Origin of the sequence: Klebsiella sp. MS 92-3, assembly GCF_000195655.1 — a bacterium.
GTDB classification, from domain to species: domain Bacteria; phylum Pseudomonadota; class Gammaproteobacteria; order Enterobacterales; family Enterobacteriaceae; genus Klebsiella; species Klebsiella pneumoniae.
This window is the reverse complement of sequence record NZ_GL882860.1, coordinates 51,758-64,444: the sequence shown is the minus strand read 5'-3', so window position 1 is coordinate 64,444 and position 12,687 is coordinate 51,758. Positions and strand designations below refer to the sequence as shown.

The following is a 12,687-nucleotide window of genomic DNA, read 5'->3' as shown; positions in this document are numbered from 1 at the left end:
GTTGTTTCAGCTGCGACGCCGTCAGGACGCCGGGCCTTCGCGTTCAGCGATAAAAGCCAGCGCTTTATTGATACGATCTACGCTACGGGATTTACCGATAGCATGGACAGTAACGTCTAGCGCAGGAGATTGCCCTGCCCCGGTAACCGCCACGCGCAGCGGCATACCGACTTTACCCATCCCCACCTCCAGCTCATCAGCAGTTGCCTGAATCGCGTGATGGACGTTTTCCGCCGTCCAGTCGCTAATCGCCGCCAGCTTATCGCGAACCACTTCCAGCGGCTGACGCGCCACTGGACGCAGATGTTTTTTCGCGGCGTCGGCATCGAATTCAGCGAACTCTTCATAGAAGTAGCGGCAGCTCTGGGCCATCTCTTTCAGCGTCTTGCAACGCTCGCCCAGCAGTTTCACCAGCTCAGCCAGCTGCGGGCCGTTGCGAGTGTCGATATTTTCCTGCTCGATATGCCACTGCAGATGCGTTGCCACATACTCCGCCGGCAGGGTATTGATATAGTGATGGTTTAACCACAGCAGTTTATCGGTGTTAAAGGCACTGGCGGATTTGCTCACCGCGCCCAGCGAGAAGAACTCAATCATCTCTTCGCGAGTGAAAATCTCCTGATCGCCATGAGACCAGCCCAGGCGCACCAGATAGTTGAGTAGCGCTTCCGGCAGGTAGCCGTCGTCGCGATACTGCATCACGCTCACTGCGCCGTGGCGCTTGGAAAGTTTTTTACCGTCATCGCCGTTGATCATCGACACGTGCGCATAAACCGGCACCGGCGCATTCAGCGCTTTGAGGATGTTGATCTGGCGCGGCGTGTTGTTGATATGATCTTCGCCGCGGATCACGTGAGTGATCGCCATATCCCAGTCATCTACCACCACGCAGAAGTTATAGGTCGGGGAACCATCGGTACGGCGAATGATCAGATCGTCCAGTTCCTGGTTGCTGAACTCGATAGGTCCGCGGATCTGATCGTCAAAAATAACCGAACCTTCCTGCGGGTTGGCGAAACGCACGACGCACGGCTCATCATCAGCATGGTGCTCGTGGCTATGGCGGCAGCGGCCATCGTAACGCGGCTTCTCACCCTTCGCCATCTGCTCTTCGCGCAGCGCTTCCAGACGTTCTTTCGAGCAATAGCATTTGTAAGCGGTACCGGCTTCCAGCATCTCATCGATTACGTTGTTATAACGATCGAAACGTTTGGTCTGGAAATAGGGGCCTTCGTCCCATTGCAGATTCAGCCAGTTCATGCCATCCATGATGGCTTCAATTGCTTCCGGGGTGGAGCGTTCGAGATCGGTGTCTTCAATACGCAGCACAAACTCACCGCCGTGGTTACGGGCAAAAAGCCAGGAATAGAGAGCAGTACGCGCACCGCCAACGTGCAGATAGCCGGTTGGGCTTGGCGCGAAGCGAGTTTTGATTTTCATGAATTGGCCTTACGTTTAATAAAGATGCCGATAGCCGGCAATGTCCGGTGGAAATTATGGGTCAATATTCTAACACCGTGGGCTGATTCCTCAATGTTGTTCCCATCGGAACGTCACGGTTTGCCATTTTTGTTTATAAATCATGCTATGGCGCCGGTTTCGCGATCGCTTTGTTTAATTTTACGACGAACGAACGAATTCTTTAGAAAAGGCGTTGACTCATTTTCAACTCTCCCTATAATGCGACTCCACACAGCGGGGGTGATTAGCTCAGCTGGGAGAGCACCTCCCTTACAAGGAGGGGGTCGGCGGTTCGATCCCGTCATCACCCACCACTACTTAACGTAGTCTCCGCCGTGTAGAACAGAAAATTGAGAAGTGGGTGATTAGCTCAGCTGGGAGAGCACCTCCCTTACAAGGAGGGGGTCGCGGTTCGATCCCGTCATCACCCACCACTTTCTCGCCAGCTGGATTTTCTGTCAAAATGTGAAGTACCGAAGTGGGTGATTAGCTCAGCTGGGAGAGCACCTCCCTTACAAGGAGGGGGTCGGCGGTTCGATCCCGTCATCACCCACCACTCGGGTCGTTAGCTCAGTTGGTAGAGCAGTTGACTTTTAATCAATTGGTCGCAGGTTCGAATCCTGCACGACCCACCAATGTAAAAAGGCGCCCTAAAGGCGCCTTTTTGCTTTGCGCGGAACATGGCCCTGCCACGAGTCCCTCCGCAGCAATCCCCTCTGTCAGCGCTGATATAGCGGATCTTCAACCCTGGCGGCGGTTAAATTCTCCCCTTCTTCACGCACAATTTCCCATAACGCCTGAGCGGCGGTCGACAGCGAGCGATTTTTCCTGCATGCCAGCATCAGCTGCCGCTCCATCACCGGAGTCAGCCGTTTCACCGTCAGATGGCTCCCCTGCGGTAACGGTAGCGCCAGTGCCGGCAGAACGCTGATGCCAATTCCCGATTCTACCATCGGAAACAGCGTTGCCGGGTGGCCAATCTCCTGGACGATGTTCGCCCGGATAGCCAGCCTGCTGAGGGCCGCATCGATCAGCGGGCGGCTGCCGGACGCATAATCCTGCAGGATTAGCCTTTCATCCTGCAGCGCCAGCCACGGCACTTCTGTCAGGCTGGCAAAAGGATGATCCTCCCGGCAGAGCAGCAAAAATGGTTCCGCCAGAACCACTTCACACTGAAGGTCTGCCGCCGGGCCCGGATCAATCACGATGCCAAAATCCACTTCCCCCTGGCGGATACTCTCCAGCACCCACTGCTGGGGCCGATCGTGCAGCACAAAATCGATATCGGGATAACGACGATTGCTGTGAGCAATACACTGCGGAATAAGGTGGGCGGAAATCGTCTGACTGGCGGCGACCTTGACGGTGCCGCTCAGCTGCTGGCCTACCCGCCCGGCGTCACGCAGGGTAATCGTCAACTCATCAAGCAAACGTTCCAGCCTGCCCGCCAGCTGCTGACCCGCCTCGGTGAGCACCACTTCGCGAGTAGTACGGTCGAGCAGACGGACGCCGGTCTGATGCTCCAGCTCCTTGACGCTATGGCTGACGGCCGACTGACTTAAGCCAATCATCTCCCCTGCCCGGCTGAAGCTTCTGGCCCGGGCGACGGTGACAAATACTTTTAACTGACGCAGAGAGTAATTCATCTTTTTTATTCATGAATAGATGCAATAAATCAATTTTATTTCTCAAATGAAAAAAAGCACAATAGCGCATCTCTTTTCAGGAGCGTTTATGAAACTTTTCCGTATTCTCGATCCGTTTACGGCAACGCTAATCACCGTTGTCCTGCTGGCCTCATTCTTCCCGGCCCGTGGCGCTTTCGTCCCCTTCTTTGAACATCTGACCACCGCCGCCATCGCGCTGCTGTTCTTTATGCATGGCGCTAAACTCTCCCGGGAGGCGATTATCGCCGGCGGCAGCCACTGGCGTTTGCATCTATGGGTGATGTGCAGCACCTTTATTCTCTTCCCGCTACTCGGGGTTCTGTTTGCCTGGTGGGCGCCGGTGAATGTCGATCCGATGCTCTACAGCGGCTTTATCTATCTGTGCATTCTGCCGGCCACCGTGCAATCCGCTATCGCCTTTACTTCGCTGGCCGGGGGCAACGTCGCGGCTGCGGTTTGCTCAGCCTCGGCCTCCAGCCTGCTGGGGATCTTTGTTTCCCCGCTACTGGTGGGGGTCCTGATGAACCTTCACGGCGCAGGCGGCAGTCTGGAGCAGGTCGGTAAAATTATGCTGCAGCTGCTGCTGCCTTTCGTGCTCGGTCACTTATCGCGGCCGTGGATTGGCGACTGGGTGGCGAAGCATAAGAAGTGGATTGGTAAGACCGACCAGACCTCGATTCTGCTGGTGGTTTACTCCGCCTTTAGCGAGGCGGTGGTGAATGGCATCTGGCATAAAGTCGGTCTGGGATCGCTGCTGTTTATCGTAGTGGTCAGCCTGGTGCTGCTGGCCATCGTCATCGCGGTCAACGTCTTTGTCGCCCGCCGCTGCGGCTTTAACAAAGCCGATGAGATTACCATCGTCTTCTGCGGTTCGAAAAAGAGCCTGGCCAACGGCATTCCGATGGCCAATATTCTCTTCCCGACCTCCATCCTCGGCATCATGGTGCTGCCGTTGATGATCTTCCACCAAATCCAGCTGATGGTCTGCGCGGTGCTGGCGCGGCGCTACAAGCAGCAAACCGATGCGCGTCTCGCTGAGGAAAAGGCCAACGCGGCCAAAGCCTAACGCGCTTTCTTCAGGGGCTGGACCAGATCGCTCAGCCCCTCGGTTTTAATCAGCAGGGTCAACGCCATCAGCTCGCCAAGATGCCCGGCAGGGAATTGATCCTTACGCGCGAACCACAATAAATACTCTTCCGGGACATCGATTAAGCGACGTCCCTTGTATTTACCGAACGGCATTTCGGTATTGGCTATCTCGACCAGCTGCGCTTTATCCACGTTATTCTCCCAGCAGACGCATCATTTCGGCTTCGTCAATCACCTCGATGCCCAGCTCCTGCGCTTTCGCCAGCTTAGACCCCGCCGCTTCGCCGGCAATCACCAGGTCGGTTTTCTTCGACACGCTGCCTGCCACCTTCGCCCCCAGCGCCACCAGACGCGCTTTGGCGTCATCGCGCGACAGCTGGCTGAGGCTGCCGGTAAGGACCACGGTTTTGCCTGCAAACGGGCTATCAATCTCTTCCGCCTTCACCACCACCGGCGCAGGCCAGCGAACCCCCTCCGCCAGCAGTTGCGCAATGACATCGCGGTTGCTCTCTTCGGCAAAGAAGTTGAAGGTATGGGTAGCGACGACGATGCCGACATCAGGGACTTTCTGTAGCTCCTCAATTGAAGCCTGCTCCAGGGCTTCGAGAGTGCCGAAATGCGCCGCCAGGCCCGCCGCCGTCGCTTCTCCTACCTCGCGAATACCTAAGGCGTAGAGGAAGCGTGCGAAGGTCGTCTCTTTGGCTTTCTCGAGGGCATTGACTACGTTTTGCGCGGACTTCGGCCCCATTCGATCCAGCCCGGTCAGTTCCCCCGCCGTCAGCCGGAACAGATCCGCCGGGGTATGGACGTACTCTTTCTCCACCAGTTGGTCGATGATCTTGTCGCCCATGCCGTCAACGTCGAGCGCGCGACGGGAGACGAAGTGCTTGAGCGACTCTTTGCGCTGCGCGCCGCAGATCAGACCGCCCGTACAGCGGGCTACCGCCTCGCCTTCCACCCGTTCAACGTCTGACTGACATACAGGACAGTGGGTCGGGAAGACGACATCCCGGGCATCCGCAGGACGCTCGGAAAGCACCACGTTAACCACCTGCGGGATCACATCGCCTGCCCGGCGAATCACCACCTTGTCGCCGATTTTCAAGCCTAAGCGTTCAATTTCATCGGCATTATGCAGGGTGGCATTGCTCACCAACACGCCGGCAACATGGACCGGCTCCAGACGCGCCACCGGCGTAATCGCCCCGGTGCGGCCCACCTGGAACTCCACGTCCCGGACGAAGGTCATCTGCTCCTGTGCTGGGAACTTAAAGGCCACGGCCCAGCGCGGCGCGCGGGCGACGAAACCCAGCTGTTCCTGCAGCTCCAGCGAATCGACTTTGATCACCACGCCATCAATGTCAAAGCCCAGGTGGGGACGCTCTTCCTCGACTTTACGATAGTAAGTAAGCACTTCCTCGGGGGTATGGCACAGGGTGACACGATCGCTCACCGGCAGCCCCCATGCTTTGAACTGCAGCAACCGAGCCGAGTGGCTGGCCGGCAGCTCGCCGCCCTCCAGCACGCCCACGCCGTAGCAGAAGAAAGTAAGCGGTCGCTTCGCAGTGATGCGCGGATCGAGCTGGCGCAGCGAACCCGCTGCCGCATTACGCGGGTTAGCAAACACTTTCCCGCCGGTGCGGCGAGCTTCCTCATTGATTTTTTCAAACCCGGCCTGCGGGAGGAACACTTCCCCACGTACCTCAAGGCGTGCAGGAATATTCTCGCCATGCAGCTTGAGGGGGATGGCGCGAATAGTTCGCACGTTAGAGGTAATATCTTCGCCGGTGGTGCCGTCGCCGCGGGTTGCCGCCTGCACCAACACGCCGTTTTCGTAGAGAATGCTCACCGCGAGGCCGTCGAGCTTAAGCTCGCAGCAGTAGGTAAGATGATCTGTGCTTTTCAGGCGATCCTGTACCCGCTTATTGAAGGCGAGAAAGCTCTCTTCGTCAAACACGTTATCCAGCGACAGCATCGGCACTTCATGGCGGATCTGGCTAAAGGCGGTGAGTGGCGCCGCCCCCACCCTCTGTGTTGGCGAATCCGGGGTAATCAGCTCCGGGTGCTGGCTCTCCAGCTCGCGCAGCTTGCGCATCAGGCGGTCATATTCCGCATCCGGCACTTCCGGCGCGTCCATAACGTGGTACAGATATTCATGATGGCGAAGCGTGGTTCGCAGTTCAGTCAGTTGTTGTTCGATTGGTTCCATATCACACCATCAATAAAAAAAACCCCCCGACAGGCGGGGGTTGAGAAAGGATTGAGTTAACGCGGAACGTCAGGCGTTCGCGTCTTTCACTTCGCGAATACGATCCTGGTATTCACGCAGTTTTTGCGGCGTCATCATGCGACGCTGATCGTCAAGCACCACGCCGCCCACTTCGTCAGCGATATACTGCGCAGACTGCAGCATCAGCTTGAAGTTCTGCAGTTCATCGCCGTAGGAAGGGACCTGCATAAAGATAGTCACCCCAGGGGTCATCATATCCGCCATGCTGTCCGGATTGAAGGTTCCCGGTTTCACCATGTTGGCCAGACTGAACAACACCGGACCGCTGCCGTCCGGACTTAGGTGGCGGTGGAAAATATTCATTTCACCAAACTTAAAGCCGGCCTGCTGGATACTGTTGATCAGCACTTCACCGTTAAGCTGGGCGCCATGATGCGCGGCGACGTTCATCACAATGACCGTCTCTTTGCGCTCTTTCGGCTGCGGCGCGGCGGGCTGCTGCGGCTCTACCGGCTGCGGTTCCGCGACGGCGGGCTGCGACGCGGCAACAGGCTGTGGCGCAGGCTGCTGCGGGGCGGCTGGCTGCGGCTGAGCGACGGTCGGCGTCACCGGTTGCGGCGCGACAGGCTGCTGCACAACAGGCTGCGGCTGGTGTTGCGGTTGTACGGGCGGCTGCGCAGGTTGCGGCTGTTGCCAGCCAGGCTGCGGAGCCGCATGCGGCGCAGGCTGTTGCTGCGGTGGAACCGGGGCCTGGCGCGGCGGTTGCGGCGGCTGGCGAACAGGTTCTTCAGGACGCGCAGGCTGCTGCATCTGGCGCTCGTAAGGCGGCTGGTACTGGTGCTGCGGCGCCTGACGAGGGGCTTCATGCTCCCCATGCGCGCCGTGCGGGGCGTGAGTCACCGGATGAACGCGGACTTCTCCTACGCCTTCAACATTATCATCAAAGTCGTCGTTTTCCGACTCATCGTCGCGCGACTTCATACGTTTCAGTGGGCGATCGCGAAACATCGAAGAACGTTCTTTACGGCTGGTCCAGAAACCATGTACCAGTAAAGCGATTATGGCGATCGCGCCAACAATGATTAATATCAGACGCAAATCCTGCATCATTATATTCTCTGTTGTTCTAACACCTTGCCACCACGGCAAACATTTACTCACTAAGAGTATTTGCCGATTACCTCAAGTGCAAGTGCGTCGGTCGCTTTCACCACATAAAGATGAACTAAATCGTGCTTTTTGCTGTTTTTTCGAACATTTCCTAACTGGTTATTGTCTGACGACCCGATAAAATAAGCGAGCATTCACACCGGATGTTAAAAAAGGAGCAATGCCTGGCTATGGTTTCATCATCCGCACCGACCCCGCGCAGCGGCGTTTATTATTTTTCGCAGGGCTGGAAACTCATCGGGCTGCCGGGCATACGGCGTTATGTCTTCCTGCCTTTACTGGTTAACGTGCTGCTGATGGGCGCTGCCTTCTGGTGGCTGTTTACCCGTCTCGGCAGCTGGATCCCCTCGCTGATGAGCCATGTGCCGGACTGGCTGCAGTGGCTAAACTACCTGCTGTGGCCGGTGGTAGTGCTCTCAATCCTGCTGGTGTTTGGCTACTTCTTTTCGACGATCGCCAACTGGATAGCCGCGCCGTTCAGCGGCCTGCTGGCGGAACAGCTGGAAGCGCGCCTGACCGGCGCTACCCCGCCGGACGTCGGCGTCTTTGGCATCATGAAAGATATTCCGCGGATTATGAAGCGTGAGTGGCAGAAGCTGGCCTGGTATCTGCCGCGCGCCATCGTGCTGTTGCTGCTCTACTTTATTCCCGGCGTTGGCCAGACGGTAGCCCCGGTACTCTGGTTCCTGTTCAGCGCATGGATGCTGGCGATTCAATACTGTGATTATCCCTTTGATAATCACAAGGTTCCCTTCAAAACCATGCGCGAAGCGCTGCGCAGTCGCAAAGTGATGAATATGCAGTTTGGGGCACTCACCAGCCTGTTCACAATGATCCCGGTGTTAAACCTGGTGATCCTTCCGGTGGCTATCTGCGGCGCCACCGCCATGTGGGTCGATTGCTATCGCGATAGACACGCCAGCTGGAAATAGCGGTAACACCTTCACTTGGGGGCGGCAAAGGCCGCTCCCTTATATCGCGCTTATTCCTTCTTGCTTATCATTATTTCCCTTCCGCATATAGATATGCTAAATCCTTACTTCCGCATATTCTTTAAGCGGGTATGCTGATGCCGTACCCCCAAATTTCATACAGTTAAGGACGGGCCATGAGTAAGATTTTTGAAGACAACTCCCTGACTATCGGTCATACGCCGCTGGTACGACTGAACCGCATCGGTAATGGCCGTATCCTGGCAAAGGTAGAATCTCGTAACCCGAGCTTTAGCGTAAAATGCCGTATCGGCGCCAATATGATCTGGGATGCTGAAAAGCGCGGCGTTCTGAAACCTGGCGTGGAACTGGTCGAGCCGACCAGCGGCAACACCGGTATCGCCCTCGCCTACGTGGCGGCGGCCCGCGGCTACAAACTGACGCTAACCATGCCGGAAACCATGAGCATCGAGCGTCGTAAGCTGCTGAAAGCCCTGGGCGCCAACCTGGTGCTGACCGAAGGCGCCAAAGGCATGAAAGGCGCTATCCAGAAAGCGGAAGAGATTGTCGCCAGCAACCCGGAACAATTCCTGCTGCTGCAGCAGTTCAGCAACCCGGCTAACCCGGAAATCCACGAGAAGACTACCGGCCCGGAAATCTGGGAAGATACCGATGGTCAGGTGGATGTGTTTATCTCCGGCGTAGGTACCGGCGGAACGCTGACCGGCGTCAGCCGCTATATCAAAAACACCAAAGGTAAAAAAGATCTGATCACCGTCGCCGTTGAACCGACCGATTCCCCGGTGATCGCCCAGGCGCTGGCGGGGGAAGAGCTCAAGCCGGGTCCGCACAAAATTCAGGGTATCGGCGCCGGCTTCATTCCTGGCAACCTGGATCTGAAGCTGGTCGACAAAGTGATCGGCATTACCAACGAGGAAGCTATCTCCACGGCGCGCCGCCTGATGGAAGAAGAAGGCATCCTGGCGGGTATCTCTTCCGGGGCCGCCGTTGCCGCCGCGCTGAAGCTGCAGGAAGATGAGGCCTTTACCAACAAGAATATTGTGGTTATCCTGCCTTCCTCAGGTGAGCGTTATTTAAGCACCGCGCTGTTCGCCGATCTCTTCACTGAGAAAGAGCTGCAACAGTAGTGCCAGCTTGTAAATAATGTGTAAAAAAGCACCTTTTCGGGTGCTTTTTTGTGGCACACGTCAAAGTTTTACCCCTCCTGGCATTGATTCACCTCGTAGGGTCTGGTATTTAACCAGCACATTTATTTTGATGCGCGAAATTATTCAGAAGAGGATTTCCGCCAGCTGAATCGATTTTATGATTTGGTTCAAGTCTTCCTTTCGCGGCATAATGTTTAATGACGTGCTAGACGTCAATGGCCCGCAGGTCTTCGCAGCGCCAGGCGCTGCCGACGCCAAGGCCGGAAACGTAACGCCGGCGCTAACAATACAGGCTAAAGTCGAGTCGTTAGACTAGACTTTAGGTCCACAACACTAAACCTATAAGTTGGGGAAATATAATGTTCCAGCAAGAAGTTACCATTACCGCTCCGAACGGTCTGCACACCCGCCCTGCTGCTCAGTTTGTTAAAGAAGCTAAAGGCTTCACTTCTGAGATCACTGTAACCTCCAACGGCAAAAGCGCCAGCGCCAAAAGCCTGTTCAAACTGCAGACTCTGGGCCTGACCCAGGGCACCGTAGTGACCCTCTCCGCTGAAGGCGAAGATGAGCAGAAAGCTGTTGAGCATCTGGTTAAACTGATGGCTGAACTCGAGTAAGTTCACGGGTTCTTTTTCATATCAGTCACAAGTAAGGTAGGGTTATGATTTCAGGCATTTTAGCATCCCCGGGTATCGCCTTCGGCAAAGCATTGCTGCTGAAGGAAGATGAAATTGTCATCGACCGGAAGAAAATTTCTGCCGATAAGGTTGATCAGGAAGTCGAACGTTTCCTGAGCGGCCGCGCCAAGGCCTCCGCCCAGCTGGAGGTCATCAAAACCAAAGCTGGTGAAACTTTCGGTGAAGAAAAAGAAGCCATCTTCGAAGGGCATATTATGCTGCTGGAAGATGAGGAGCTTGAGCAGGAAATCATAGCCCTGATTAAAGATAAGCACATGACTGCCGACGCGGCAGCCAATGAAGTTATCGACGGTCAGGCCACTGCCCTGGAAGAGCTGGATGATGAATACCTGAAAGAACGTGCGGCTGACGTACGTGATATCGGTAAGCGCCTGCTGCGCAACATCCTTGGTCTGGCAATCATCGATCTGAGTGCGATTCAGGATGAAGTCATCCTCGTCGCCGCCGATCTGACCCCGTCTGAAACCGCACAGCTGAACCTGAATAAAGTGCTGGGTTTCATCACCGATGCGGGCGGTCGTACCTCCCACACCTCTATCATGGCGCGTTCCCTGGAATTGCCGGCCATCGTGGGCACCGGCAGCATCACGGCGCAGGTGAAGAACGGCGACTATCTGATTCTCGACGCGGTGAACAACCAGGTTCTGATCAACCCGTCTAACGAGCAAATTGAAGCGCTGCGTAGTCTGCAGGCTCAGGTTGCGGAAGAAAAAGCCGAACTGGCGAAACTGAAAGATCTGCCGGCGATTACCCTCGACGGCCATCAGGTTGAAGTCTGCGCCAACATTGGTACCGTTCGCGATGTCGAAGGTGCTGAGCGCAACGGCGCCGAAGGCGTAGGTCTGTATCGTACCGAATTCCTGTTCATGGACCGTGACGCGCTGCCAACTGAAGAAGAACAGTTTGCGGCCTATAAAGCGGTGGCTGAGGCCTGTGGCTCTCAGGCCGTTATCGTCCGTACCATGGATATCGGCGGCGACAAAGAGCTGCCGTACATGAACTTCCCGAAAGAAGAGAACCCGTTCCTCGGCTGGCGTGCCGTGCGTATTGCAATGGATCGTAAAGAGATCCTGCGCGACCAGGTTCGCGCCATCCTGCGTGCCTCCGCTTTCGGTAAGCTGCGCATTATGTTCCCGATGATCATCTCTGTTGAAGAAGTGCGTGCGCTGAAGAAAGAGATCGAAATCTACAAACAGGAACTGCGTGACGAAGGTAAAGCATTTGACGAATCCATTGAGATCGGCGTGATGGTGGAAACACCGGCTGCGGCGACTATTGCTCGTCATCTGGCCAAAGAAGTTGATTTCTTTAGTATCGGCACCAATGATTTAACGCAATATACTCTGGCAGTTGACCGTGGTAATGATATGATTTCACATCTTTACCAGCCGATGTCACCGTCTGTACTGAATCTGATTAAGCAAGTTATTGATGCTTCTCACGCTGAAGGTAAATGGACTGGCATGTGCGGTGAGCTTGCGGGCGATGAACGTGCTACACTTCTGTTGCTGGGTATGGGGCTGGACGAATTCTCTATGAGCGCCATTTCCATCCCGCGCATCAAGAAGATTATTCGTAATACGAACTTCGAAGATGCGAAAGTATTAGCAGAGCAGGCTCTTGCTCAACCGACAACGGACGAGTTAATGACGCTGGTTAACAAGTTCATTGAAGAAAAAACAATCTGCTAATCCACGAGATGCGCGGCCCAAATTACTGCTTAGGAGAAGATCATGGGTTTGTTTGATAAATTGAAATCTCTGGTTTCTGATGACAAGAAAGACACCGGAACTATTGAGATTGTTGCTCCCCTCTCCGGTGAGATCGTCAACATTGAAGACGTGCCGGATGTGGTTTTTGCGGAAAAAATTGTGGGCGATGGGATTGCCATCAAACCGACTGGCAACAAAATGGTCGCGCCGGTAGACGGTACCATTGGTAAAATTTTCGAAACCAACCACGCGTTCTCTATTGAATCTGATAGCGGCATCGAGCTGTTCGTTCACTTCGGTATTGATACCGTTGAACTGAAAGGCGAAGGCTTCAAGCGCATCGCTGAAGAAGGTCAGCGCGTGAAAGTCGGCGATCCGGTTATCGAATTTGATCTGCCGCTGCTGGAAGAGAAAGCCAAGTCGACTCTGACGCCGGTGGTTATCTCCAACATGGACGAGATCAAAGAGCTGATCAAACTGTCCGGTAGCGTGACCGTGGGTGAAACCCCGGTAATCCGCATCAAGAAGTAATGCTTGCTGCATAAAAATGGCGCCGAAA

At 55.4% G+C, this 12,687-nt stretch carries 11 protein-coding genes and 4 tRNA genes; 10 read left to right on the top strand and 5 right to left on the bottom strand.

Features of this window, described 5'->3' with window-relative positions; all coding sequences use genetic code 11:
• Nucleotides 1–21: 21 nt before the first annotated feature.
• Nucleotides 22–1,440 (bottom strand): glutamate--tRNA ligase, encoded by a 1,419-nt coding sequence (gene gltX / locus HMPREF9538_RS03180; protein ID WP_002913437.1) that lies wholly within the window; start codon nucleotides 1,438–1,440, stop codon nucleotides 22–24.
• A 259-nt stretch (nucleotides 1,441–1,699) separates the two neighbouring features.
• Here gltX and HMPREF9538_RS03185 point away from each other — a divergent pair.
• The 4 genes from HMPREF9538_RS03185 (at nucleotide 1,700) to HMPREF9538_RS03200 (ending at nucleotide 2,096) form a co-directional block, all read left to right on the top strand.
• Nucleotides 1,700–1,775, top strand: a tRNA-Val gene (locus HMPREF9538_RS03185).
• Nucleotides 1,776–1,820: 45 nt separating this feature from the next.
• Nucleotides 1,821–1,895, top strand: a tRNA-Val gene (locus HMPREF9538_RS03190).
• A gap of 46 nt (nucleotides 1,896–1,941) precedes the next feature.
• Nucleotides 1,942–2,017: transfer RNA gene (locus HMPREF9538_RS03195), tRNA-Val, on the top strand.
• A 3-nt stretch (nucleotides 2,018–2,020) separates the two neighbouring features.
• Nucleotides 2,021–2,096: transfer RNA gene (locus tag HMPREF9538_RS03200), tRNA-Lys, on the top strand.
• Between the two features lie 84 nt (nucleotides 2,097–2,180).
• On the opposite strand, the gene HMPREF9538_RS03205 is transcribed toward HMPREF9538_RS03200, so the two are convergent.
• On the bottom strand, nucleotides 2,181–3,107 hold the full coding sequence (locus HMPREF9538_RS03205; RefSeq protein ID WP_009486215.1) for a LysR family transcriptional regulator: 927 nt from the start codon (nucleotides 3,105–3,107) through the stop codon (nucleotides 2,181–2,183).
• Between the two features lie 88 nt (nucleotides 3,108–3,195).
• Here HMPREF9538_RS03205 and HMPREF9538_RS03210 point away from each other — a divergent pair, with 88 nt between their 5' ends.
• Nucleotides 3,196–4,194 carry a bile acid:sodium symporter family protein gene (locus tag HMPREF9538_RS03210; RefSeq protein ID WP_002913439.1) on the top strand — a complete coding sequence of 333 codons (999 nt, stop codon included), beginning with the start codon at nucleotides 3,196–3,198 and terminating at the stop codon, nucleotides 4,192–4,194.
• On the opposite strand, the gene HMPREF9538_RS03215 is transcribed toward HMPREF9538_RS03210, so the two are convergent.
• The 3 genes from HMPREF9538_RS03215 to zipA all read right to left on the bottom strand — a co-directional run bounded on the left by HMPREF9538_RS03215 (nucleotide 4,191) and on the right by zipA (nucleotide 7,557).
• Nucleotides 4,191–4,409, bottom strand: a complete 219-nt coding sequence (locus HMPREF9538_RS03215; protein WP_002913440.1) for a DUF3820 family protein — start codon at nucleotides 4,407–4,409, stop codon at nucleotides 4,191–4,193. The genes HMPREF9538_RS03210 and HMPREF9538_RS03215 overlap by 4 nt on opposite strands.
• Nucleotide 4,410: 1 nt before the next feature.
• Nucleotides 4,411–6,426 (bottom strand): NAD-dependent DNA ligase LigA, encoded by a 2,016-nt coding sequence (gene ligA / locus HMPREF9538_RS03220; RefSeq protein ID WP_009486214.1) that lies wholly within the window; start codon nucleotides 6,424–6,426, stop codon nucleotides 4,411–4,413.
• A 69-nt stretch (nucleotides 6,427–6,495) separates the two neighbouring features.
• Nucleotides 6,496–7,557: a cell division protein ZipA gene (gene zipA, locus HMPREF9538_RS0128435; RefSeq protein ID WP_020317234.1), complete on the bottom strand. Its 1,062-nt coding sequence runs from the start codon at nucleotides 7,555–7,557 to the stop codon at nucleotides 6,496–6,498.
• 230 nt (nucleotides 7,558–7,787) lie between these two features.
• Between zipA and cysZ the strand changes: the two genes are divergently transcribed.
• From cysZ to crr, 5 genes are all read left to right on the top strand, one after another.
• Nucleotides 7,788–8,549: a sulfate transporter CysZ gene (cysZ, locus tag HMPREF9538_RS03230; protein WP_004174922.1), complete on the top strand. Its 762-nt coding sequence runs from the start codon at nucleotides 7,788–7,790 to the stop codon at nucleotides 8,547–8,549.
• 176 nt (nucleotides 8,550–8,725) lie between these two features.
• Nucleotides 8,726–9,697 carry a cysteine synthase A gene (cysK, locus tag HMPREF9538_RS03235; RefSeq protein WP_002913498.1) on the top strand — a complete coding sequence of 324 codons (972 nt, stop codon included), beginning with the start codon at nucleotides 8,726–8,728 and terminating at the stop codon, nucleotides 9,695–9,697.
• A 380-nt stretch (nucleotides 9,698–10,077) separates the two neighbouring features.
• Entirely contained in the window at nucleotides 10,078–10,335 is a 258-nt protein-coding gene (ptsH, locus tag HMPREF9538_RS03245) for a phosphocarrier protein Hpr (RefSeq protein ID WP_002913505.1), read from the top strand.
• Nucleotides 10,336–10,379: 44 nt separating this feature from the next.
• Nucleotides 10,380–12,107: a phosphoenolpyruvate-protein phosphotransferase PtsI gene (gene ptsI, locus HMPREF9538_RS03250; protein WP_004180827.1), complete on the top strand. Its 1,728-nt coding sequence runs from the start codon at nucleotides 10,380–10,382 to the stop codon at nucleotides 12,105–12,107.
• 42 nt (nucleotides 12,108–12,149) lie between these two features.
• Nucleotides 12,150–12,659: a PTS glucose transporter subunit IIA gene (crr, locus tag HMPREF9538_RS03255; RefSeq protein ID WP_000522253.1), complete on the top strand. Its 510-nt coding sequence runs from the start codon at nucleotides 12,150–12,152 to the stop codon at nucleotides 12,657–12,659.
• Nucleotides 12,660–12,687 lie beyond the last annotated feature (28 nt).

Bases quoted from the DNA above. Each gene is read 5' to 3' on its own strand.
- gltX (WP_002913437.1), bottom strand. From the start codon at position 1,440: ATGAAAATCAAAACTCGCTTCGCGCCAAGCCCAACCGGCTATCTGCAC.
- HMPREF9538_RS03205 (WP_009486215.1), bottom strand. From the start codon at position 3,107: ATGAATTACTCTCTGCGTCAGTTAAAAGTATTTGTCACCGTCGCCCGG.
- HMPREF9538_RS03210 (WP_002913439.1), top strand. From the start codon at position 3,196: ATGAAACTTTTCCGTATTCTCGATCCGTTTACGGCAACGCTAATCACC.
- ligA (WP_009486214.1), bottom strand. From the start codon at position 6,426: ATGGAACCAATCGAACAACAACTGACTGAACTGCGAACCACGCTTCGC.
- zipA (WP_020317234.1), bottom strand. From the start codon at position 7,557: ATGATGCAGGATTTGCGTCTGATATTAATCATTGTTGGCGCGATCGCC.
- cysZ (WP_004174922.1), top strand. From the start codon at position 7,788: ATGGTTTCATCATCCGCACCGACCCCGCGCAGCGGCGTTTATTATTTT.
- cysK (WP_002913498.1), top strand. From the start codon at position 8,726: ATGAGTAAGATTTTTGAAGACAACTCCCTGACTATCGGTCATACGCCG.
- ptsH (WP_002913505.1), top strand. From the start codon at position 10,078: ATGTTCCAGCAAGAAGTTACCATTACCGCTCCGAACGGTCTGCACACC.
- ptsI (WP_004180827.1), top strand. From the start codon at position 10,380: ATGATTTCAGGCATTTTAGCATCCCCGGGTATCGCCTTCGGCAAAGCA.
- crr (WP_000522253.1), top strand. From the start codon at position 12,150: ATGGGTTTGTTTGATAAATTGAAATCTCTGGTTTCTGATGACAAGAAA.